The sequence below is a fragment of the Streptomyces sp. NPDC001393 genome (assembly GCF_053597455.1).
In genome coordinates this window covers 34016-55509 of record NZ_JBSFIH010000053.1, presented here as the reverse complement: position 1 = coordinate 55509, position 21494 = coordinate 34016, and the positions used below count along the sequence as shown (strand labels likewise).

The 21494-nt window shown below is 67.4% G+C and carries 13 protein-coding genes and 1 pseudogene; 9 read left to right on the top strand and 5 right to left on the bottom strand.

All coding sequences use genetic code 11. The features are described 5' to 3' along the window. Window positions 1-275 precede the first annotated feature (275 nt). From ACWC2T_RS36880 to ACWC2T_RS36870, 3 genes and pseudogenes are all read left to right on the top strand, one after another. Window positions 276-2972, top strand: a complete 2697-nt coding sequence (locus tag ACWC2T_RS36880) for a SpoIIE family protein phosphatase (RefSeq protein WP_450674705.1) — start codon at window positions 276-278, stop codon at window positions 2970-2972. 235 nt (window positions 2973-3207) lie between these two features. Further along, a pseudogene (locus ACWC2T_RS36875) lies at window positions 3208-4460 on the top strand (IS3 family transposase). Continuing rightward, window positions 4427-4660: a group II intron maturase-specific domain-containing protein gene (locus tag ACWC2T_RS36870; protein WP_450674704.1), complete on the top strand. Its 234-nt coding sequence runs from the start codon at window positions 4427-4429 to the stop codon at window positions 4658-4660. Before ACWC2T_RS36875 ends, ACWC2T_RS36870 begins: the two are co-directional and overlap by 34 nt. Window positions 4661-5191: 531 nt before the next feature. Here ACWC2T_RS36870 and ACWC2T_RS36865 read toward each other — a convergent pair. Further along, a complete protein-coding gene (locus tag ACWC2T_RS36865; RefSeq protein WP_450674698.1) occupies window positions 5192-5791 on the bottom strand; it encodes a TetR family transcriptional regulator in 600 nt (199 codons plus the stop codon). Next, window positions 5788-7329, bottom strand: a complete 1542-nt coding sequence (locus ACWC2T_RS36860; protein WP_450674697.1) for an MFS transporter — start codon at window positions 7327-7329, stop codon at window positions 5788-5790. The genes ACWC2T_RS36865 and ACWC2T_RS36860 overlap by 4 nt, the downstream gene beginning before the upstream one ends. 346 nt (window positions 7330-7675) lie before the next feature. Here ACWC2T_RS36860 and ACWC2T_RS36855 point away from each other — a divergent pair, with 346 nt between their 5' ends. From ACWC2T_RS36855 to ACWC2T_RS36845, 3 genes are all read left to right on the top strand, one after another. Further along, window positions 7676-10045, top strand: a complete 2370-nt coding sequence (locus ACWC2T_RS36855) for a SpoIIE family protein phosphatase (RefSeq protein WP_450674696.1) — start codon at window positions 7676-7678, stop codon at window positions 10043-10045. A gap of 840 nt (window positions 10046-10885) precedes the next feature. Beyond that, on the top strand, window positions 10886-11896 hold the full coding sequence (locus ACWC2T_RS36850) for an alcohol dehydrogenase catalytic domain-containing protein (protein WP_450674695.1): 1011 nt from the start codon (window positions 10886-10888) through the stop codon (window positions 11894-11896). Between the two features lie 103 nt (window positions 11897-11999). Continuing rightward, entirely contained in the window at window positions 12000-13445 is a 1446-nt protein-coding gene (locus ACWC2T_RS36845; RefSeq protein ID WP_450674694.1) for an MmgE/PrpD family protein, read from the top strand. 15 nt (window positions 13446-13460) lie between these two features. Here the strand turns inward: ACWC2T_RS36845 and ACWC2T_RS36840 are convergent, their stop codons facing one another. Then, complete coding sequence (locus tag ACWC2T_RS36840; protein ID WP_450674693.1) at window positions 13461-14138, bottom strand: GntR family transcriptional regulator; 678 nt, start codon at window positions 14136-14138, stop codon at window positions 13461-13463. Window positions 14139-14491: 353 nt separating this feature from the next. Here ACWC2T_RS36840 and ACWC2T_RS36835 point away from each other — a divergent pair, with 353 nt between their 5' ends. After that, a complete protein-coding gene (locus ACWC2T_RS36835) occupies window positions 14492-15886 on the top strand; it encodes an MFS transporter (protein ID WP_450674692.1) in 1395 nt (464 codons plus the stop codon). 507 nt (window positions 15887-16393) lie between these two features. Here ACWC2T_RS36835 and ACWC2T_RS36830 read toward each other — a convergent pair. Further along, window positions 16394-17416: a zinc-dependent alcohol dehydrogenase family protein gene (locus tag ACWC2T_RS36830; protein WP_450674691.1), complete on the bottom strand. Its 1023-nt coding sequence runs from the start codon at window positions 17414-17416 to the stop codon at window positions 16394-16396. Window positions 17417-17768: 352 nt separating this feature from the next. Here ACWC2T_RS36830 and ACWC2T_RS36825 point away from each other — a divergent pair, with 352 nt between their 5' ends. After that, a complete protein-coding gene (locus tag ACWC2T_RS36825) occupies window positions 17769-18671 on the top strand; it encodes a helix-turn-helix transcriptional regulator (RefSeq protein WP_450674690.1) in 903 nt (300 codons plus the stop codon). A gap of 242 nt (window positions 18672-18913) precedes the next feature. Here ACWC2T_RS36825 and ACWC2T_RS36820 read toward each other — a convergent pair whose 3' ends face one another. After that, window positions 18914-19189 carry an HPr family phosphocarrier protein gene (locus ACWC2T_RS36820; protein WP_450674689.1) on the bottom strand — a complete coding sequence of 92 codons (276 nt, stop codon included), beginning with the start codon at window positions 19187-19189 and terminating at the stop codon, window positions 18914-18916. Between the two features lie 370 nt (window positions 19190-19559). On the opposite strand from ACWC2T_RS36820, the gene ACWC2T_RS36815 reads away from it, so the two are divergent. Then, window positions 19560-21491: a glucose PTS transporter subunit IIA gene (locus ACWC2T_RS36815; RefSeq protein WP_450674688.1), complete on the top strand. Its 1932-nt coding sequence runs from the start codon at window positions 19560-19562 to the stop codon at window positions 21489-21491. The last annotated feature ends 3 nt before the right edge of the window (window positions 21492-21494 follow it).

The following is a 21494-nucleotide window of genomic DNA, read 5'->3' as shown; positions in this document are numbered from 1 at the left end:
GGTGACACCCAGGATTCACATTAGAGTGGATACCAGTGTACGAATAGCTTATGAAGGCGCATTTCCTCCGGAACCGTCGCCCGTTCCGACGTCTCTTCGTTGGTACACCGCATGATCGATACGGATCCGTCAGTCATGTATCGGACGGTGGACGGGGTGCGGACGGTGCGCATCGGAGCAATCATGTTACGTCACTACCGGCGGATGGCGATCCCAAGCGGCCGTCCGGATCGGTCTCCGGTACCGGTTCGAAGCCGGCGTCCAGGCCGCGCTCTCTGCTCTTCCTGAGCAGCGCCGCAGGGCAGGTATTCGTCCCGCAGTTCCTCATCGCCGTGGTGCTGGTTGCGGCGGCAGTGGGCGCCCTGGTTCTGTACGGGAAACAGGCCGCTCTGCGAGAAGCCCGACAGCAGTCATTGGCCGCAGCTCAGGCGTTTGCGAACTCGCCGGGAATCGTGGCGGCGCTGGACAGCAGAAATCCAACAGCGGTACTGCAGCCACGCGCGGACGCGGCCTGGAGGCGGGCTGGTCTTGACTGGCTCAACGTCGTGAACACACACGGGATCCGCGTCACCCATCCCAACCCGAAGTACATCGGAACCAAGTACGCTCTCTCCATGGCCCCCGTGCTGGCCGGCCGCGTCGATATCGAGCGCACCGTTCTGTCACGGCAGGACCGGACCATGCCCTGGGCCAAAGGCAGGGACTACATCGCGGTGGCGGTTCCCGTGTTCCGGGCCGACGGCTCGGTCGCCGGGGCAGTGTCCGCCGGGCGCCTGGTCGCACACGCGACCGCCACGGCCCAGCAGCAGCTGCCGGTCGTCCTCGGTGCCGGTGCTGCCGTTCTCGCTGCGTCCACCACCGGCACGATGCTGGTCTCCCGGCGGCTCAGGCGGCAGACGCACGGGTTGCGGCCGGTTGAGATGGCTCGGATGTACGAGCACCACGATGCGGTGCTGCACGCGGTCCGGGAGGGCGTGCTCATCATCGGAGCCGACGGGCGGCTCCTGCTGGTCAACGATGAAGCGCAGCGACTGCTCAACCTGCCGGTGGAAGCGGAGGGGCGAGACGTGGGCGAGGTGAGTCTCGACACCACGACAGCCGGGCTCCTCGCCTCGCAAGCGCCGGTCACGGATCAGGTGTGTCTGGTCGGCGACCGGTTCCTTGCGGTGAACAAGCGGCCCACTGCCCCCTACGGCGGGCAGGCGGGCAGCGTGGTGACGTTGCGGGACACCACGGAGCTTGCGGTGGTGTCGGGGCGGGCGGAAGAAGCGCGGGAGCGGTTGAAGCTGCTTTACGACGCCGGAGTGAAGATCGGGACCACTCTGGACGTGGTGCGCACCGCGGAGGAGCTGTCGCAGATGGCCGCGGAGCGGTTCGCCGACATCGTCGCCGTGGACCTTTTGGATGGGGTGGTGCAAGGAGAGGAGCCGGCGGAGGAGCCGGGGCGGGGGATGCGGCGCACGGCGATCAGCGGCGATCTGGGCGGGGCGCCCTTGTATCCGTTGAATGAGCTGATCAAGTTCCAGGCCACAACAGCGCAGGGGCGGGCGTTGAAGAAGGGCCGGGCACAACTTGAGGCCGACCTGCGAGCCGCCCAGGGATGGCGGGAGCAGGATCGTGTCCGGACCGAAGGGATCCTGAAGCTCGGAGTGCACTCCCTGATCGCCGTGCCGTTGCAGGCCAGAGGTGTGGTGCTGGGCCTGGCGAACTTCTGGCGGGCAGGTGATTCGCCGGCGTTCGGGAAGGACGATCTGCTGTTCGCCGAGGAACTGGCGGCCAGGGCGGCTGTCTGTATCGACAATGCGCGGCGGTACACGCGGGAGCACGCCATGGCCGTGACGCTGCAGCGCAGTTTGCTGCCGCGGAGACTGCCGGCGCAGAACGCCCTGGAGGTGGCGTGGCGCTATCTGCCCGCGCAGGCCGGGGTGGGCGGGGACTGGGTCGACGTCATCCCACTCCCGGGAGCGCGCATCGCCCTGGTGGTGGGCGACGTGGTCGGCCACGGCCTGCACGCGGCGGCAACCATGGGGAGGCTGCGCACCGCAGTCCACAACCTCTCTGCCTTGGACCTGTCAGCCGATGAACTGCTGGGCTACCTGGACGAGCTGGTGGCCAACATCGACGCCGACGAAAGCGGAGAGGAGGCTGACCATGAGGTCACCGGAGCCACCTGCCTGTACGCGATCTACGATCCGGTCGCCGGAACGTGCACCATCGCCCGTGCCGGCCACCTGGGCCCCGCCCTGATCGACCCCGACGGCACGGTCTCCTTCCCCGACACCCCTGTCTCACCGCCCCTCGGCCTCGGCGGCAGCTTTCCGGTCGAAACCGCCACACTGCACCTGCCGGAGGGCAGTCGACTGGCCCTGTTCACCGACGGATTGATCGAGAACCGGCACCGCGACCTCGACACAGGCTTCCATCTCCTGCGGGACGTCCTCACCCGTCCCCACACAACTTTGGAAGAGACCTGCCAGGCGGTGGTGGACGCCCTGCTGCCCGAGCACCCGGCAGACGACGTCGCCCTGCTCGTGGCGCGCACACGCATGCTCGACCCGGCCCTGGTCCGGGAATGGGACGTTCCTTCCGATCCCTCAGTGGTGTCCCGCATCCGCGCCGATGCCAGCCGCCAGCTGGAGTCCTGGAACCTGGAAGAGCTCGCTTTCGCCACTGAGCTGATCATCAGCGAGCTGGTCACCAATGCGATCCGGTACGGCATACAGCCCATCCGGCTGCGCCTGCTGCACGACCGTAACCTGATCTGCGAGGTCGCCGACGGTTCCAGTACCTCACCGCACCTGCGACGGGCGGCCACAACCGACGAAGGCGGACGAGGTCTGTTCCTGGTCGCCCAGTTCGCGCAGCGCTGGGGGACTCGCTACCCGGCCCGTGGCAAGATCGTCTGGACCGAACAGTCCCTCGACGATGGCACCGGGCTGGCCGACGCTTTCCTGGACCAGTGGGAAGAATGAAGTTTGATCTTTGGCCCCGCTCCGACTCAGCTGTGCACGCGGCCGACCTCGCTGCCCGCCCCGTGACCTGGCTTCTGACTGATGGGAACGGGCGGTCTTCTTTGCAGCCAGTGGCCGTGAGAGGCGGCCAGCGGCATCCTCGGGGTTACACAATCCTAATCCCGGCGATGGTGTCGGGGCTCGAGTGAACCGCCCCGGGTGAAGTGGAGACTCGATTTCATGAAAGGATCGAGTCATGGCACGACCTTCCCGATACCCGCTTGAGCTCCGCCGTCGTGCGGTGCGCATGGTCGCCGAGGTGCGCGACGACTACCCGAACGAGACCGCCGCCCTGCAGGCGGTGGCCGAGAAGCTCGACATCGGCTCGCGCGAGACGCTGCGGAACTGGGTGAAGCAGCAGGAGGTCGACGCGGGGACCCGTCCGGGGACAACGACGGAGGAGTCCGCCCAGCTCAAGGCGTTGAAGAAGGAGAACGCCGAACTCAGGCGGGCCAACGAGATCCTGAAGGCCGCGGCGAGTTTCTTCGCGGCCGAGCTCGACCGGCCACACACACGCTCGTAGCGTTCATCGACGAGCACCGGGACCGCTTCGGCGGCGTCGAGCCGATCTGCAGAACCCTTACCGGACACGACTGCAAGATCGCCCCCTCCACCTACTACGCCCACCACAAACGACGCAGCACGCCGTCGGCCAGGACCGTGCGGGACGCCGAACTCAAGGAACGGATCACCAAGGTCTTCGAGGCCAACTACCGCGTCTACGGGGCCAGGAAGATCTGGCGCGAGCTGAACCGGCAGGGACATGCGGTGGCCCGCTGCACCGTCGAACGCCTGATGCGCGAACTCGGCATCACCGGAGCGGTCCGCGGTAAACGCGTGATCACCACGCTGCCCGGCGGGCAGGCCGAACGGGCGCCAGACCTGCTCGACCGCGACTTCGTCGCTGCCGCCCCGAACCGTTGCTGGGTCGCGGACTTCACCCACGTGAAGACCTGAGCGGGTGTCGTCTACGTCGCCTTCGTCGTGGACACCTTCTCCCGCCGGATCGTCGGCTGGTCCGCGGCCACCGTCAAGGAAACGGTCTTCGTCCTGGACGCTCTGGAGATGGCCGTGTGGCAACGCGATCGTGACCAACACCCGGGTCAGCCAGGCGAGTTGATACACCACTCGGATGCAGGGTCGCAATATACGAGTTTCCGGCTCGCCGAGCATCTGGACGCCGCCGGCATCGCCGCATCGATCGGATCGGTGGGCGACGCCTACGACAATGCCCTGATGGAGAGCACGATCGGCCTGTACTAGACCGAGCTGATCAAGCCCCGACGGCCCTGGAAGTCGCTCTCCCAGGTCGAGTTGGCCACCGCCGAGTGGGTCGACTGGTACAACCACCGCAGACTCCACGGTGAGATAGGCCACGTTCCGCCCGTCGAGTACGAGGCCAACCACTACAGGGAATCCACGAAACCCCAGGTCACAACCACAAGCTGAGATCTCTACCGAACCCGGGGCGGTTCAACCAGCCGCTGCCGAACCTGCTGCAACAGCTCAATCCGATGCTGCGGGGATGGTGCGCCTACTTACGCCCGGCGTGTCGAGCGCCACGTTCCAGTATCTGCACCACATCGTGTGGCATCAGGTCTGAAGGTGGATCAGACGCAAGCACCGCCGGACCCATTGGAAGGAACTAAGCCGTCGTTACCACGACAGGAAGGGGTGGCCGACCACTGAGGAGATCACGCTGTTCGACCCGGAGAAGGTGCGCATCACGCGCTACCGCTACCGGGGCGCGATGATCCCCTCGCCATGGCCGACCGCGGGATGAGGAACTCGAGGTAATCCAGCGGGACTTGCGGAGAGCCCGGTGCACGGTAACGGGCACGCCGGGTTCGGGAGGCGGTCCGGGGAAACTCACCAGCAGCAATGCTGGCAGGGCGCCCTGGGCCGACCTCACAGAGCCGAGGGAAAGAGCCACAGACAGATAATCATCGCGCTTGCGCGACACCGTCTGAACGTCCTGTGGGTCCTGAGACGGGACGGTCGAACCTTCGCGACCACCGCACCACCGCCCCCGGCCGCACTCGGCTGAAATGACGCACGCCCTGTCAACGACACGGTTGACAACTTAATTCGGAATCAATAGCGGATGATCACTGCGGAGCCGCTGTGGCCACGGTAGCCGGGCCGACGTCTACGCATGGAGGCGATCGCCGAATGGCGCATCACGAAGCCTTCCCTCCATCCGAGGACGGCGATGGTGTCACACCTTCGCCCGCGAGTGTCTGGTGCAGCATGGAGACCAGTTCGGTGGGCTCTGCCCGGGTCAGCTCGTCGAACGCGCCTGAATGGCGCCCCAGAAGAACACCGATGATTGCTGCCACCATGATCTCTGCCCGCATCTGTCCACGATCCAGTCCGAGGCGGACGAAGTGCTCGCGCAGCGGATCCACGAGGCGCTTGTGGAGCGCCGCAAGAGCGGCGTCCTGCGCTGCCGGGTCGCTGAGGGGCTGCACGGCGACGCGGACATGCGGGACGATGCCGCGGCTGTCAGCCCGCTCGAAGACGTCGAGCAGCCGGTTCGTGTCGAAGAGGTCGGCAGTGACTGTGTCACCCCGCTCTGCTTGCAAAGCGGCGATGTAGAGCTGGGTCTTGCCGCCGAAGTAACGGGCGATGAGTGCGGGGTCGACCCCGGCGCGCTCCCCGATGTCGCGCGTTGTGGTGCGCTCGAAGCCACGCTCGGCGAACAGTTGGATGGCCGCCTGCAGCAGCATTTCGCGGCTGCGGGCGGAGTCGCGACGGCGCGGAGCCGTGGTGTCGTTCACGTGCCACTTCCGCGGGTGCGTGCCGTGCCGACTGCCCGGGGCTTCGGCAGGGTGCCGTGCGCCCGACCCACCCGCTGCCGTGCCGGGCCTGCGGCCACGCCGTCCCTCGCACCCCGGCGAGGCGACCGGATGAGGGAAAGGCTCGCCAGCACCGTGACCGCCCACACGCTGCAGCCCAGCACTCCGACCGCGCTGAAGCCTGCGTCCGAGGGCAGGAATCGGCCGGAGGGCGTGTAGGCCTGCAGCACTGCGGCAGCCAGAGCGCTGCCGGTGGAGTAGCCGACGTACTTCACGACCTGATTGAAACTCATGGCACTGCCCGTCTCGTGGACCGGTACGGCGGTGACAATCATGCCAGGGACAGCGGCAAAGTTGAGCCCGACGCCGAGCCCGGCCAGGGCCATGGCGACGAACACCTCAATGAGGCTGTCACGCTGGAACGTGAAGCAGAGCATGGCCGCAAGCGAGACGAGGCCGCTCGGCGGCAGCAGAGCGGCCAGCGGCATACGGCGGGTCAGGACGCGGGCGAGACGGCCGGCCACCAGGCTGGCCACGGAGAACGGCACCAGCGCAAGACCTGTGACGAGAACGGAGGTGTTGAATCCATACCCTGCACTGCGTGGTGTCTGTACGAAGCGCGTCACCGACGACATCAACAGGTACATGCCCACGCCGCCGAGGATGGTCGTGAGGTTGGCCACCAGCACGGTCCGGTCCAGCACCAGACGCACGTTCACCAAAGGACGCGACGTGCGCGACTCGTGGACGACCCACCAGGCCAGCAGTAGGACCGACATGCCGACCAGCACCAGCAGGCTTGTCGACGACCAGCCCCACAGATCGCCCTGGCTCAAGGCGAGCAGTACCCCACCGACGCCGGCCGTGAGAAAGAGCAGGCCCAAGACGTCCAGGCGGTGCGCAGGGCGCGGAGGTGCCGGAGGCAGGACCACAAAGGCTGCCGCCCATGCTGCGGCGGCAGCCACGGCCGCGAACCAGAACGCCGCGTACATGCCGAAGGCCTGGGCGAGAAAGCCGGTGAGAGGGAATCCAAGCCCGACGCCAACGGCTGTGGTGAGTGACAGCACGGCAACCGTCGGACGCGCCCGCTCCGCAGGGAGGGCGTCGCGCGCGGTGGCAATGGCCAACGGTATGAGCCCCATCCCGACCCCCTGCAGCGCCCGGCCGGTGATCAGCCAGCCGAAACCAAGGGGCAGCGCCGCAAGCAGACTGCCGACACACACCCCGGCCAGACTGAGGAGGATCACTCGTCGACGCTGCGGTCCGTCGCCCAGACGTCCCATCGCCGGGGTGCTGACGGCACCCACCAGCAAGGTCACTGTGAGCGACCACTGGGCATTCGCGGGCGAGACGTGGTCCTGGACGCTGATCGTCGGGATCAGTGGAGCACCGACGCTGCTGACGATCGCGACGAGCATGCAGGCAGAGACCAGCACGGGGACCAGCGCCCGCTGCCGTCGGGAGGAACCGGGAGGCGTTGGCGTCATGGCTAAGCCAATCTTGTCATCAAGTGATGTCATCACATGATGACACTACGGTCGCCGATTCACAAGCCGCCCTGTTGGGAACCGTGTTCGCGGCACGGCGCTCCTCCGCGTGCGCTGCCAGTGCGTCCAGCGGGCTGGTGTCACCGCTGACCACGACCGAGCGCGCACGGACCGCGGCACGGCGATGAGCCGGATGTGGTGGGCTCCGTCGTCCGCTGCTGCGCCACCGGTCGGGGCGTTTTCGATGAGTCCCGTCGTTCGCGGCAGCCCTATAGTCGTGTGCAGGGGCGAGGTCGACGATTGGCTGGTGCCCATGAGCGTACCGAGGGCGTTCGGCGGCCTTGGCGCGGCGTCGCAAGGGTCGCGGCACGGACCCTGCGTGGCCACCGTGTTTGTGGATGGCAAAGGCAGCATCTCGCTGTGGAGCCTCGAAGCCGAGTCGCTCTTCGGCTATCGGGCCGACGAGGTGTGTGGCACACCCGCCGTGGGGCTGCTGACCACTCCGGAGGAGTGGGACACGGCGATGGCTGGCCGCACGGAAGACCAAGCAGGGCGCGGCTGGGCCGGCGTGATCGGCGTGAGGCATCGAGATGGGCGTGAGGTGCGGGTTGCACTGCGTGTGTGTCCCGTGTTCTGCGGTCAGGGGCAGGCCGGCTGGTCGGTAAGCGCTGAGGACGCGCGGCAGGCGGAGAAGTCGGAGGTTGATCAGGCGATCCTCGAGGCGCTGTTCAAACAGGCTCCGATCTCCATCACAGTGGTGGACACTGATCTGCGCTTCCGGGCGGTCAATGCCGTGGCCGAACGTGATTGCGGCCTGCCCGCCGAGCGGTTCGTCGGCCGCCGCAATTACGAGGTCGCGCCGGAGATCGCCTTCCAGGCGGCCGAGGAATGCCTTCGCCGGGTGCGGGACACTGGCTTGCCGATGATCGGCTTCAAGGTGCGTGGCCGCCTCCCGTCCGACCCCGAGCGGGAGGGAGTGTGGTCCGTGTCCTCCTTCCGGCTGACCGACTCGGACGGACACATCCTGGGGATGTGTCAGACGCTCGTCGATGTCACCGAGGGTGATCGGATGAAGCGGCGTCTGGAACTGCTGACCGATGCCGGCGCGCGGATAGGCACCACACTGGATGTGGGACGCACCGCGCAGGAACTGGCCGACGTGGCTGTTCCCGGACTGGCGGACATCGCGACCGTCGATCTGCTGGAGCCCACGGTGCGAGGTGAGGAATCGATTCCGGGTCCGGTGGACGGGTCGGTGCTGCTTCGTCGCCTGGGGCGTCGGTGGGTGCTGGCCAGCGCTCCCGAACCCGCCTACGGAGTGGGCGCGACGGTGGCGTATCCCCCGGGCACCCTGCAAGCCCAGTGTCTGACGGGCGAGGGGTCGGTTCTCATTCGCAGGCTGGATGCCGACACAAGGCCGGTCTTCCACCCTCGCTCCGCTGAGAACATCCGCAGGTTCGGCGTGCCATCGGTGCTGGGGGTGCCGCTGCGGGCGCGTGGGGTCACGCTGGGTGTGGCCGTCTTCGCTCGTTACCGTGCCGGCCACCGGTTCGACGAGGGCGATGTGGCTCTGGCCGAGGATCTCTGTTCGCGGGCCGCAGTATGTATCGACAACGCCCGCCGCTACAGCCGTGAGCACACCACTGCCCTGGCGCTGCAGCGCAGCCTGCTGCCGCACGGTCTACCCGACTGCGCTGCGGTCGAGTCCGCGTACCGGTACCTGCCGGCCGCCGTCCACGCCGGGGCGGGCGGGGACTGGTACGACGTCCTGCCGCTGTCGGGCGCCCGCGTCGCCCTGGTGGTCGGTGACGTCACCGGACACGGCCTGCACGCGGCGGCCGTCATGGGCCGGCTGCGCACCGCCGTCCACACTCTGGCAGACCTCGACCTTGACCCCGACGAGGTCCTCATTCACCTCGATGACCTTGTCATCCGCCTCGCCGAGGAGGACCCCGACTGTCAGGGAGCCACCTGTCTGTACATGGTGTACGACCCTGTCTCCCGCTTGTGCAGCTTCGCCCGCGCCGGCCACCCCCCACCTCTCTTGGTCCGGCCCGACGGAACTGCGGAGTTCCTCGACGCCACCCCGCCGGGGCCGCCGCTGGGCCTGGGCGGGACGCCCTTCGAAACGTCCGACTGTCCGGTCGCCGAGGGCAGCCTCCTCGCGCTGTACACGGACGGTCTCGTCGAGGACCGTGAGCGGGATGTCGACGTCGGGCTGGCCCGGCTTGCCCACGCTCTGGCCCACCCCGACCGACCGCTGGAACAGCTGGTGGAGAGCGTAGTGTCCTCCGTCGGGGCAGAGCGCAGTCCCGATGACGTGGCCCTGCTCCTGGCCCGTGCCCGTGCGCTGACAGCGGACAGGGTCGCCTCCTGGGAACTGCCCAGGGACCCGTCTGTCGTGGCCCAGGCCCGTACGCTCGTCGGCCGCCAACTCGCGGGCTGGGGCCTGGAATCACTTGGTTTCACCACCGAACTCATTGTCAGCGAGCTGGTCACCAACGCCATCCGGCACGCTCACGGCCCCATTGGGTTGCGGCTCATCCGCGCCGACGCTCTCCTCTGCGAAGTCTCCGACGGAAGCCTCAGCGCCCCCCACGTACGCCGTGCCCGCGCTCACGACGAGGGCGGCCGCGGCTTGTTCCTGGTTGCTCAGCTCAGCTCTCGCTGGGGCACGCGCTATACCCGCGACGGCAAGACCATCTGGGCGGAACAGCCTCTGCCTCCCGGCGGAGCGTCAATCGCATGACACTCCGGTCGTGGAACTCCTTGACCAGGCCGTGGTCGGGCCAGCGGCGGAAGAACGCGTATGCCCGGTCCCACGGCGGGAAGTCGGCCGGCATCGTCCGGCACTCGATGCCGTTGGTGCCGTTGCTGGAGCGATACAAGTAGTTGCTCTCCCGGGCACGATGACCGCCCGGGTGCTGGTTCGTTGACAGGACACGCATCCATGGATCGGGTCATCTGATGAGGTCCGGCTCGGGTTGCTCACCGAGTGGATCGTTCCTGAGCTGGTGGACGAGGTGCTGACCGGAGGATTTACCGACGGCCACGCCCGAGTAGATCGCACCGTTGTACTGGGAGTTGCACAAGCGTTGCGAACGATCCGAGGTCGTCTTCAACGGCTGACCGCGCACCGAGGCCGGTGCAAGGCGTGTGTGGGCGGCGTGACAGATCGGGGCCGTCGGCAGGATCGCGCCGGCAACGCCTGCTGGCATTGCCGGTTCGGCGGCCCCCACAAGGCCGCCGAGTTGACTGATGCACCGCCGGTTGACGCGCGGCCGGACATGTGGATCAGGTCGCAGAGCGCCTGTGGCTGCTTCGAAGCTGCGGTTGTACCGGCGAGGTGCGGAACTCGCGGCTGAACGAGTCGGCAAAGCGCCCGGTCGTGCGGCTCGGCCGGGACCAGCGCGAAGCAGTGCGGTGGCGCTGCCATCAGCGCCACCCCGTGAGGGGTTCCTGCTGCGTGAGTCGCTGAACCATGGACTCGTTTCCTTGACGCCCCCAATTATCGATAATATTGTCATCGTGCTGATGTGTCTCACACAACAGTCCCCTCCGCATCGATTCAAAGCCTTGGAGGTTTCCCATGCAGGGCGTGGTGTTCTACGGCGAACGCGAGCTGGCTCTCGAGACGTTCCCGGACCCGACTCCGGCGGATGGCGAAGTAGTAGTCGAGATCAAGGCTTCGGGTATGTGCGGCTCCGACCTGCACACCTTCCGCGGCCCTCAGCTGCCGAAGCCTGTGATCGCGGGTCATGAGCCCGCCGGCGATGTGGTGGCGGTCGGCGGTCAGGTGTCCACGGACTGGATCGGCCAGAGGGTCATGGTCCACCACTACTTCGGCTGTGGGCGGTGCGATCAGTGCCGTTCGGGCTGGACGCAGATGTGCCGAGAGGGCGCCACCGCCATGGGGGCGACTGCCCCGGGCTCACATGCCACCTACATCACCGTACCGGTCACCACGGTCATGCCGATGCCGGAAGGTCTCACCTACCTGGCTGCGGCAGCGATCAGTTGCGGGACCGGCACGGCATGGGGAGCGCTCAAGCGACTTCAGCTCCACGGTGATGACACGTTGGCGATCTTCGGCCAGGGCCCGGTCGGCCTGGCCGCTACGCAGCTGGCATCCGCCATGGGTGCGCGCGTCATCGCACTCGACATCTCGGCCAGTCGCCTTGCCCGCTCGCGCGACTTCGGTGCCTCGGAGACGGTCAATCCTGCCGAAGTCGACTCGGTCAGCGACGCGATCCGTGAGCTGACCGGTGGACGGGGTGTGTCGAAGAGCCTCGAAACGTCGGGCGCTTCCTCGGCGGCGAAGGATGCCCTTCATGTGCTTGATCTCTGGGGTACCGCGTGCTGGGTGGGGGTCGGATCGACGATCAACTTTGAGCTGACCGAGCACCTCTACAAGCAGATCACCGCCGTGCCGTCCTGGACGCTGTCCGTCCCGGCCATGGAGCACTGCGCACGGTTCGTCCTCGATCGAGGGATCGACGTCGATGCGCTGTTCACGGAGACCTGGAAGCTGGCCGATGCCGCGGAGGCCTACCGGGTGGCCATGCAGCAGACCACAGGCAAGGGCGTCTTCATCCCCTAATGGTCGGCGATGCAGCAGTACGGCGACGCCTGCGTCCATATCCTATATAATATTTCTCCGATGGTGGCGGCGAGACCGCGGCCATTCATGGAAGGGCTTACCTGTGGGAGCGACGACCAGCGCACAGATCGCAAACTTCGTCACAAGTTCGACCTTCGACAAGCTGCCGGCGGCCGTCGTTCACGAGTCAAAGCGCATTCTCCTCGACTCGCTCGGCTGCGCCGTCGCAGCGACTGATGACCTCAAGGGCCGGATCGGCATCGAGTACGCGCAGATCGTCGGCGGTACCGACAGATCCGCCACCATCTTCGGCTCGACCCAGCGGTCATCAATCTTCGGCGCCGCGTTCGCCAACGGCGAGCTCATCAACGCCCTCGACTTCGACGCCGTCCTGCCGCCTGGACACGTGTCGCCCTACGTGCTGCCGGGCGCCCTTGCGGTGGCCGAGACCCAGGGCGCATCCGGTCGAGATCTCATCACCGCTGTCGCCATCTCGCACGAGCTCTCCAACCGCTTCGGCAAGGCGATGGACTACATCCGGGACACCCAGGGCGACACGGTGTCCATGCCCTCTGTCCTGGGCTATACCTCCACCATCTTCGGTGCCACGGCGGCGATCTCGAAGTTGCGGGGGGCGACCGACGACGTGGTCGAGCACGCCCTTGGCGTCGCGGCATCGATCACTCCCGTCAACTCCCATCGTTCATGGATCGAGCACGTACCGATCTCCACCATCAAGTACACGATGGCGGGTCCGATCGCTCACACGGCGCTCACCGCCGCGTACATGGCAGAACTGGGTCACACGGGTGACATTCAGGCCTTCGACGACGCAGAGTTCGGCTATCCCCGGTTCATAGGCACCAAGCGATGGGTCCCCGAGAACATCGTGGCCGGCCTGGGGGAGACCTGGAACTTCCCGCCGGAGAACTCCTTCAAGCACTATCCGCACTGCCGGGCGCTGCACGGGCTGCTCGACCTGCTCAACGACATGTTGAGCGCGAACAACATCCGCCCGAACGAGATCGACGCCATCCGCGCTTGGGGCGAAGGCCACGTCGAGCGAGCCTCGTGGCTGACCACCGACATCAACCGGCCGGTCGACGGACAGTTCAGCATCGCGCACGGCCTCGCCGTCGGAGCGCAGCAGCTGCCGCCCAGCAAGAGGTGGCAGGCGCCCGAGGTCATCTTCAACGAGGACGTACTGCGGCTCACCAAGAGGATCACGTACGCTCGTCACCCCGACTGGATCTCGTCCATGACGACGGATCCGGCGGCGCGTCCTTCCCGTCTCGAGATCGATGCCCACGGAAGGACCTACGCTGCCGAGCTCCGCTACCCAAAGGGAACTCCCAAGGCGGGCGGTGGTGTCGGCACGTCAGACGAGGAATTGGTTGAGAAGTTCCTCGTCAACACGCAGGGTGTGCTCGCTCCTGAATCCGCGGAAGCGGCGGTGGCCTCCATCATGGCCCTCGACACCGTTGAAGACGTCGCGCCTGTTCTGCGTGAGCTCGGCGCGAAGCAGGGTATGCGCCGGGAAGTCGCATGACGGCCAGGAGCAGCTCTAGGCCTGGGCCTCGTCGTCGTCCGACGAGGCCCACAGGCCCCGCTCCGCGAGCATCTTCACGAGACGCTCGCCCTGGCCCGTGATGTGATCGACCATCAACTGCCGCACCTTCTCGGCATCCCCTCTGCGGAGCGCCTCCAACAGCCTTGGGTGCTCGCAGTTCGTGTGCTTCGGGTTCCCGGCGGAGTAGTAGCGATTGGGCAGGTTGACCGTGATCGTGTCCAGCAGGAGCACCAGCTTGCGCGACTGCGCGGCTCGGTTGATCTCGTGGTGGAACGCAAGCCCGACCTCGGGAATCGCCTCCCAGTCGCCGGCCTTCACCGCCTGTGAATACTGCTCGACGTTGCCCGCCAGAAAGTCGAGCTGCTCCTTCGTGATCCGCGTGGCCGCTCGGGCGGCCAGTTCGCCCGCGACCTGCGCCTGTGCCCAGAACATGTCCTGGATGTCCCTGGGCATGATCGGCGCGACGATGAAGCCGCGGCGGGGTAGGAGGTCGACGAGGCCTTCGCTCTTGAGGGACAACAGCCCCTCCCTCACCGGCGTCTGACTGACGCCGACCGCCTCAGCGATCCGCTCGATACGAAGGAACTCACCCGGACGAACCTGACCGGACGTGATGAGGTCGCGAACATGGGCCGCGACCTCATCCGGCAGCCGGGTGCGCTTCCTGGCCACCCGGCGTCGGGTCTCGGTTCCTCCACCTGGTGCGACTTTCACACCATCCCCCTTCATCGCGATACTGAGCGGTCTAGAAAAAGATTATATATTAACGCTAGATTCTCGACCGACGCCGCGGTACGGTGCCCCAGTCGACCCTCTCCTTCTCACACAGGGCGATCACCGGAAGGAGACGGGGCACCGCCTACCGGCCGCTCCGTGGCCTCGTCGGAACACCATTCCAAGAGCTGCCTGCCACCAGCAGGACGGGGCCGTCGCACCGATCGGGGCGGAACGCCGCCGACTCGGGAGCACAACCGCAGCCCGGGAAATCTCTGCCGCAGCCCCCCATCTCCCACTCGAGTAGCGCCGTGCACTCCGCGCAGTTATCCGCAAGAGCAAGGATCAGATCAATGACGATCTCCAAAAACGGCGACGCCGTCCATCAGGCCAAGGAAGCCCACCGCGGCCACCGCGCGCCCGGGGCAGGCCGGTCATTCAGGCGCGTGGCGTTCGCGAGCTTCGTGGGAAGCCTCATCGAGGCCTACGACTTCGGCCTGTACGGCGTTGCAGCCGCGCTCGTGTTCCCGAAGGTGTTCTTCCCGTCGCTCGGCGGTGCCGCCGGCACGATCGCGTCACTTGCGACACTCGGGGTCGCCTTTGTCGCCCGCCCCATCGGGGCCGTGATCTTCGGATACTTCGGTGACAGATACGGCCGAAAGGCGACCCTGATCGCCACCGTCCTCGGCATGGGTATCGGGACGGCCCTGATGGGCATGCTCCCGACGGCCAACGTCATCGGCGTAGCCGCTCCGATTCTCCTCGTCGTCCTGCGCTTCGTGCAGGGCCTCGCGATCGGCGGTGAATGGGCCGGTGCGGTGCTGTTCGCCGCGGAACATGCTCCTCCGCATCGTCGAGGCCTCTATGCGATGTTCCCTCAGCTCGGGGGAGCGCTGGCGGTCTCCCTCTCGGCCGCGACTCTCCTGGTCGTCGGCCTGTTCGTGGATACAGAGACATTCATCGCCTGGGGCTGGCGGATCCCCTTCGTCTGCACCCTCGTCCTTGTCGTGATCGCCCTCTACATCCGCCTGAAGGTGGAGGAGACCCCGGTCTTCGTCCAGGACCAGAGGCGCACCTCGCCTCAGCGCGCACCCCTGTTCGACGCACTGAAGACGCAGCCGTGGACGATCGTGCGCGCGGCCGGCGTGGCGCTGACGACCCTGGCCTTCGTCTATGTCGCGCAGTCCTTCGTGGCGAACTACGGCGTCGAGCACCTCGGACTGTCCCGGAACCAGGTGCTGGGCGCCACCGCGATCTCCGGCCTCGTCTACACGATGTTCACCGGCCTCGGCGCGGCTCTCTCGGACCGACTGGGACGCCGGGCGGTCATCTGCGGCGCGCACCTCGTCGGTGTGGCGTGGGCATTCTTCCTGTTCCCGATTCTGAACACCGGCACGATCGCTGCGTACGGCCTGGCGCTGTGCTTCACCATGGCGATCGCGGGCATGGTGGGCGGCGCGGTCGGAGCCTTCCTGCCCGAGCAGTTTCCCACCCGGTACCGCTACACCGCCTCGGGGATCTCCTACCAGATCACCGGGGTCATCGGCGGCGGCATCACCCCGCTCATCGCGCCGGTGATCGTCTCCAGCCACGGATCGTCCACCTTCGGCGTCATACTGGCGGCACTGTGCGCCGTCGCCGCCCTGTGTACGTTCTCGTTGAAGAGCCAGGCCCACGACAGCATGGACTGGGCTCTCCAGGGGTGAGCCCCAGACGCGGTGGGCGGCTTCGGGTGCCGCGAGGCGCGGTCAGCCGAGCGGGCCGCCGGTGAGTCCCGCCAGGGCTTGGACGAGGCGAGCCTGGAACTCTTCGTCCTGATGCGGGATGTGGTGTCTGCGTCCGCTTGTGGTGCCAGTAGCCGCCCGTCCTCGGGGTCACGTCCTCATGCGCGGCGAGCCATGCCTGTGTCTGGTGCTCGGCGGTCAGGTCGTCGGGCGCGTCGGCACCGCCCATGCGGGTGGGCACCCACCCGGGGTCGACCGCAGTGCCATGCCGGATATCTTCCGGTTTGTGTGGGGTGATGGATGCGGTCAACCGCGACTGGGACTGCCTACCGCATGACTAGCCACGTCTTCGCTCCGCCATCGTCGGACATGCCCGTGGCGGAGGGTGATGCCGTACAAGGCATGACGGGCAGCCTCACCCGGTTCGGCCGGGTGAGGCTGCCAGTGGCTTCCACCTCGGCGTGGTCGGAGCGTGCGTGCGGGGGCGGGTCAGAGGGTGAGGAGCACCTTGGTGGCGCGTCGCTCGTCCATGGCCTTGTAGCCCTCCGCGGCCTGCTCCAGCGGCAGGGTGAGGTCGAAGACCTTGCCGGGGTCGATCTTGCGGTCCCAGATGAGCTGGATCAGTTCGGGCAGGAACCGGCGCACCGGAGCGGGGCCGCCCAGGGTGTGGATGCCGGCGAAGAACAGCTCGATGCCGGGGATCTGGACGTCGTAGTTCACGCCCACGTAGCCCAGGTGGCCGCCACCGCGGGTGGCGCCGACGGCCTGCATGAACGATTCCTGGGTTCCGACCGCCTCGACGACCGAGTGCGCGCCCAGCCCGCCGGTGAGTTCCTTGATCTTCGCGACGCCCTCGGCGCCTCGCTCCTCGACGATGTCGGTCGCGCCGTAGAAGCGGGCCAGCTTCTGCCGCTCGGGATGGCGCGACATGGCGATGATCCGCTCCGCGCCCAGCTGCTTGGCGGCCAGGACGGCCATCAGGCCGACGGCGCCGTCGCCGACGACCGCGACGGTCTTGCCGGGGCCCGCCTCTGCGGCGACCGCGGCGAACCAGCCGGTCCCCAAAACGTCGGAGGCGGCCAGCAGAGAGGGGATCAGCTCCGGGTCGGGTTGTCCCGGGGTGGCGACCAGGGTGCCGTCGGCGTGCGGGATGCGGGCCTTCTCGGCCTGGGTGCCGATCCCGGCGTGAACGAACTCGGCGTGCACGCACTTCGACTGGAAGCCGGCCTGGCAGATCTCGCAGGTGTTGTCGGAGATGACGAACGAACCGACGACGAAGTCCCCGGGCTTGACAGTCTTCACCTCGGAGCCGACCTCCTCGACCACGCCCACGTACTCGTGTCCCATGAGCGTGTGGTCGGCGGGCTCGACGCCGCGGTACGGCCACAGGTCCGATCCGCAGATACAGGTCGCCGACAGCTTCACGATAGCGTCGGTCGGCTCGATGATCTTCGGGTCGTCACGGTCCTCGACCCGGACGTCGCCGGCCTTGTGCATGATTACGCCGCGCATACCTGAATCTCCTTGATTTCCTTGCTTGGACTTGCTGGGTGTACCAGCGCCTGAGGCGCTGAATCGTCGCCCGGTGAGGGTGCGCCGGTCAGACGAGGTTCCTTGCGAAGGACTCGTGGCATTCCACGGGGTCGGTGACGGCCCGGTGAGCGTCCTCGCTGAACCGCGTCACCCGCGTGCTTGTCCCTGGTGAGACAGCCCGGGCGGGGCGCCCGCCGCACCACCGGCGACGGCGAAGCGGAAAGCACCACGTCATCCATGGAAACCCCATTGCGCGTGCGCAGCGAGTTACTGACGAGGGGTGTACTGGCAGTACACCCCAACCTGGCGGACTCGGTCGTACCGTCGTGTCGTGGACAACCGTGATGAAGTCCGCGAGTTCCTGACCTCGCGGCGAGCCAAGATCACACCCGAGCAGGCGGGCTTGCCGGCGGGCACGCGGCGCCGCGTGCCCGGACTGCGCAGGAGCGAGGTCGCCGCGCTGGCCGACGTCAGCGTCGAGTACTACGCCAAGCTGGAGCGCGGAAACCTGGCCGGGGTCTCACCGGCCGTGCTCGAAGCCGTGGCCCGCGCCCTCCAGCTCGATGACGCCGAACGCGCCCACCTGCTCCACCTGGCCCAGGCCCAGGAGGGCTCCGACACCCTCGCCCGTCCCCGACGGCGCTCCGGTAGGCAGCGGACCTTGCACAAGAGCCTGCAGTGGACCCTGGACGCCGTCACCGCCGGGCCGGCGTTCGTCGTCAACGGCCGCCTGGACGTGCTGGCCACCAACCAGCTCGCCCGCGCCTTCTTCGCCGACCTGTACGCCGACCAGGTCCAGCCGCCGAACCTGGCCCGCTACCAGTTCCTCGATCCCGCAGCGCGCCGCTTCTACCCTGACTGGGACCGCGCCGCAGGCATGACCGTGGACCTGCTGCGCACCGAGGCCGGCAGCAATCCGCGCGACAAGGATCTGCACGACCTCATCGGTGAGCTGTCCACCCGCAGCGACGCCTTCCGCACCCGCTGGGGCGCCCACAACGTGACCCATCACGGCACCGGCTCCAAACGCTTCCACCACCCCGTCGTCGGCGACCTCTCCCTCTCCTGGGAGTCCCTGGTCATGGCCGCCGAACCCGGCCTCAGCCTGATCATCTACACCGCCGAACCCGGTTCACCTTCCGAAGAGGCCCTGCAGCTGCTGGCCTCCTGGGCCGCCACTCAGCAAGCTGCCACCGCCCCTTCTCTTCGTCCTCCGACCGCTCCGCCGAATTGATCGCCGAAAAGGGAAAACCGTCTGCCGGGTTCTGCGTCAGTTTCGGGAAATTCCGCTGCGGGGCTTCCCGGAACCCGCTCCGTGCGAACGCGAGATCCTGCGGTTACCGGGTCGGTATGACAGACGCCGGTGACCCGCGCCGGGATCTACCGGAGTTCCCAACGATCCCGGGGCGGGTCACCGCTGCCGCGGCCGTCGCATTCCTCCCGGACGACGGATCATCGAGCCGATATGGCGTCCGGTCACTGCGCCGTTATGGCGTCCAGATCGCTTTCCAGCAGGTCGCTCAGCTCGCGCAGTGCCTGGTCGGCTTCGGGTCCCTCGGTGCGGAGCAGTACCTCGTCTCCCTGGCCGGCTCCGAGGCGCATCACGCCCAGGATGCTGGCCGCGTCCACGGTCACGTCCCCCTTGGTGAGGGTCGCGCTCGCGCCGCTCTTCGCCGCCGCCTGGACGAACAGGGAGGCCGGGCGGGCGTGCAGGCCGGACGGGGATCCGATCGTGACACGGCGTTCAGGCATGTGTGGTCCTTCCATGAGTCCGTTGGACGGGACGCGGACACGCCAACAAAAAAGACCCGGAGCCGCCGCCCGTCCGGGTGGGGTTCCGGGTCTTGCCTGATCGTGTCAGTGACAATCCCGCAGCCCGAGCATAGCCCAGCGACCGGCTTGGCCGGAAGTATGGACAACGTCGGGATCCGGAGCTACAGTCCCCGGCCAAGGACCGAGTGTCCTGCGGATTTCGGGATTGTTACTCGATGGTTCACGCCGTCGAGGCAAAACCCGGGTTCCGGCCGTGCAGCCTTTTCGGGCGCGGGCCGGAATCCGGGTTTTTTTGTGCCCGCGCAGGGCGCCGGTACCGTCATTCTGGCAGCTCGACGAGGAGTCGGCCATGCAATACCAGCAAGTAGCGAATGACGTCCTGCGGGGCGTCGGCGGGGAGTCCAACGTGAGATCCGTCGAGAGCTGCGCGACCAGGCTGCGGTTCCAGCTGATCGACCGCTCGAAGGTGGACAAGGCCGCCGTGGAGACCGTTCCCGGAGTGATCGCCGTGGTGGAGAGCGGCGGCCAGTTCCAGGTGGTCATCGGCAACCGCGTCAAGGACGTGTACGCCGAACTCCAGCATGTCGCCCGGCCTGCCGCGGACGCCGACGGCGCACACCCCGGGGCCGCGGGCTTCGGCGCCCGCATGGCCGATCTGATCACCAGCATCTTCACGCCGCTGATCTGGGTGCTCGCGGGTGCGGGGCTGCTGAAGGCGCTGCTTGCGGTCGGCGTGAAAATCTCTCCGTCGTTCGGCGGTTCGACCACGTACGCGATCCTGTTTGCGGCCGGGGACGCGGTCTTCCAGTTCATGCCGATCCTGCTGGCCGTCACGGCGGCCCGGCGCTTCAAGGCCGACCAGATGACGTCCCTCGCCATCGCGGGGGCGCTCATCTACACCAGCACCATCGGTGTGGTGGCCGGGCCGAAGGGCACCACGGAAACCCTCAAAGCCTTCTACGACGGCGGCGGCCACGTCAGCTTCCTCGGTGTGCCCGTCGTCATGATCACCTATCTGTTCGCGGTGATCCCCACCATCGTGGCCGTGTACGCGCAGTCGCGCCTTGAACCGCTGCTGAAGCGCGTCATCCCGGATGTGCTGCGCAACCTTGGCGTGCCACTGCTCACGCTGGCGATCGTCGTGCCCGTGACCCTCCTCGCCATCGGTCCCGCCACCAACTACGCGGGCACCTGGCTGTCGGACGGCATCAACTGGCTGTGGGACCTCTCGCCGATCGCCGGAGGCGTCATCGTGGGCGCCCTTTACCAGGTCACCATCATCTTCGGCCTGCACTTCAGCTTCGCTCCCATCATCCTCCAGCAGCTCTCCACCAGCGGGGCGTCCCTGTTCTTCGGAGCGTTCTTCCCGCCGGTTCTCGCCCAGGGCGGCGCGACTCTCGCAGTCTTCCTGCGCACCCGTGACCGGCAGATCAAGGCCGTGGCCGGCACGGCCTCCGTCTCGGCGCTGGTGGCCGGTGTCACCGAACCCGCGGTCTACGGCGTGACCCTGCGCTACAAGAGGCCGTTCGTGATGGCGTGTATCGCGGGTGGCATAGGCGGCGGCATCATCGGCGCCAGCCACTCCGGCCCCACCGCCCTTGTCCTTCCCAGCGGTCTCACCATCGGCTCGTCCGTGGGCGTGGGCAACTACGGACTGTTCCTGCTCGGCTCGGCGGTGGCGGCCGTCCTCGGTTTCGTCCTCACCCTCGTCACGTTCAAGGAGAGGAACCTGTCCTCCTCCCCGGCCGCGGCACCGGTCACGCCGAGCACGGCCGACGAGCCCGAGCCGACATCGAACGGGTCCTCGGCCTCTGTCGCCGTGGCCGTACGCACCAAGCCCCTGGAGGTCCTCGCACCGGTCTCCGGCACAGTCGTCGCTCTCGCGGACGTGCCCGACAAGGTCTTCGCCTCCGGAGCGATCGGCGAGGGGGCGGCACTGGCCCCGGCGACAGGGGAGGTCCGGGCACCGGTCGAGGCGACGGTGATCACCGCGATGCCGCACGCCTACGGGCTGCGGACGGACGACGGCGTGGAGGTCCTCGTCCACGTGGGCATCGACACCGTCAAGCTCGAAGGCCGCCACTTCCGCCCCGCCGTCACCGAGGGCACCCGGGTCCGCCCCGGTGACCTGCTCGTCGAGTTCGACCCGCAGGCCGTACGGGACGCCGGATACGACCCGGTCACCGTCGTCCTGGTGACCGCCAAGGCCGGCTACGCCGAGGTCGGGACGGAGACCGGCGACCTGCTCACGGGCGATGCCTTCCTTACCCTCCAGCCCTGACCA

What these genes read in the sequence shown, in the direction of transcription:
- ACWC2T_RS36860 (WP_450674697.1), bottom strand. Translation starts at nt 7,329, where the DNA reads ATGACATCACTTGATGACAAGATTGGCTTAGCCATGACGCCAACGCCT.
- ACWC2T_RS36850 (WP_450674695.1), top strand. Translation starts at nt 10,886, where the DNA reads ATGCAGGGCGTGGTGTTCTACGGCGAACGCGAGCTGGCTCTCGAGACG.
- ACWC2T_RS36830 (WP_450674691.1), bottom strand. Translation starts at nt 17,416, where the DNA reads ATGCGCGGCGTAATCATGCACAAGGCCGGCGACGTCCGGGTCGAGGAC.
- ACWC2T_RS36820 (WP_450674689.1), bottom strand. Translation starts at nt 19,189, where the DNA reads ATGCCTGAACGCCGTGTCACGATCGGATCCCCGTCCGGCCTGCACGCC.
- ACWC2T_RS36815 (WP_450674688.1), top strand. Translation starts at nt 19,560, where the DNA reads ATGCAATACCAGCAAGTAGCGAATGACGTCCTGCGGGGCGTCGGCGGG.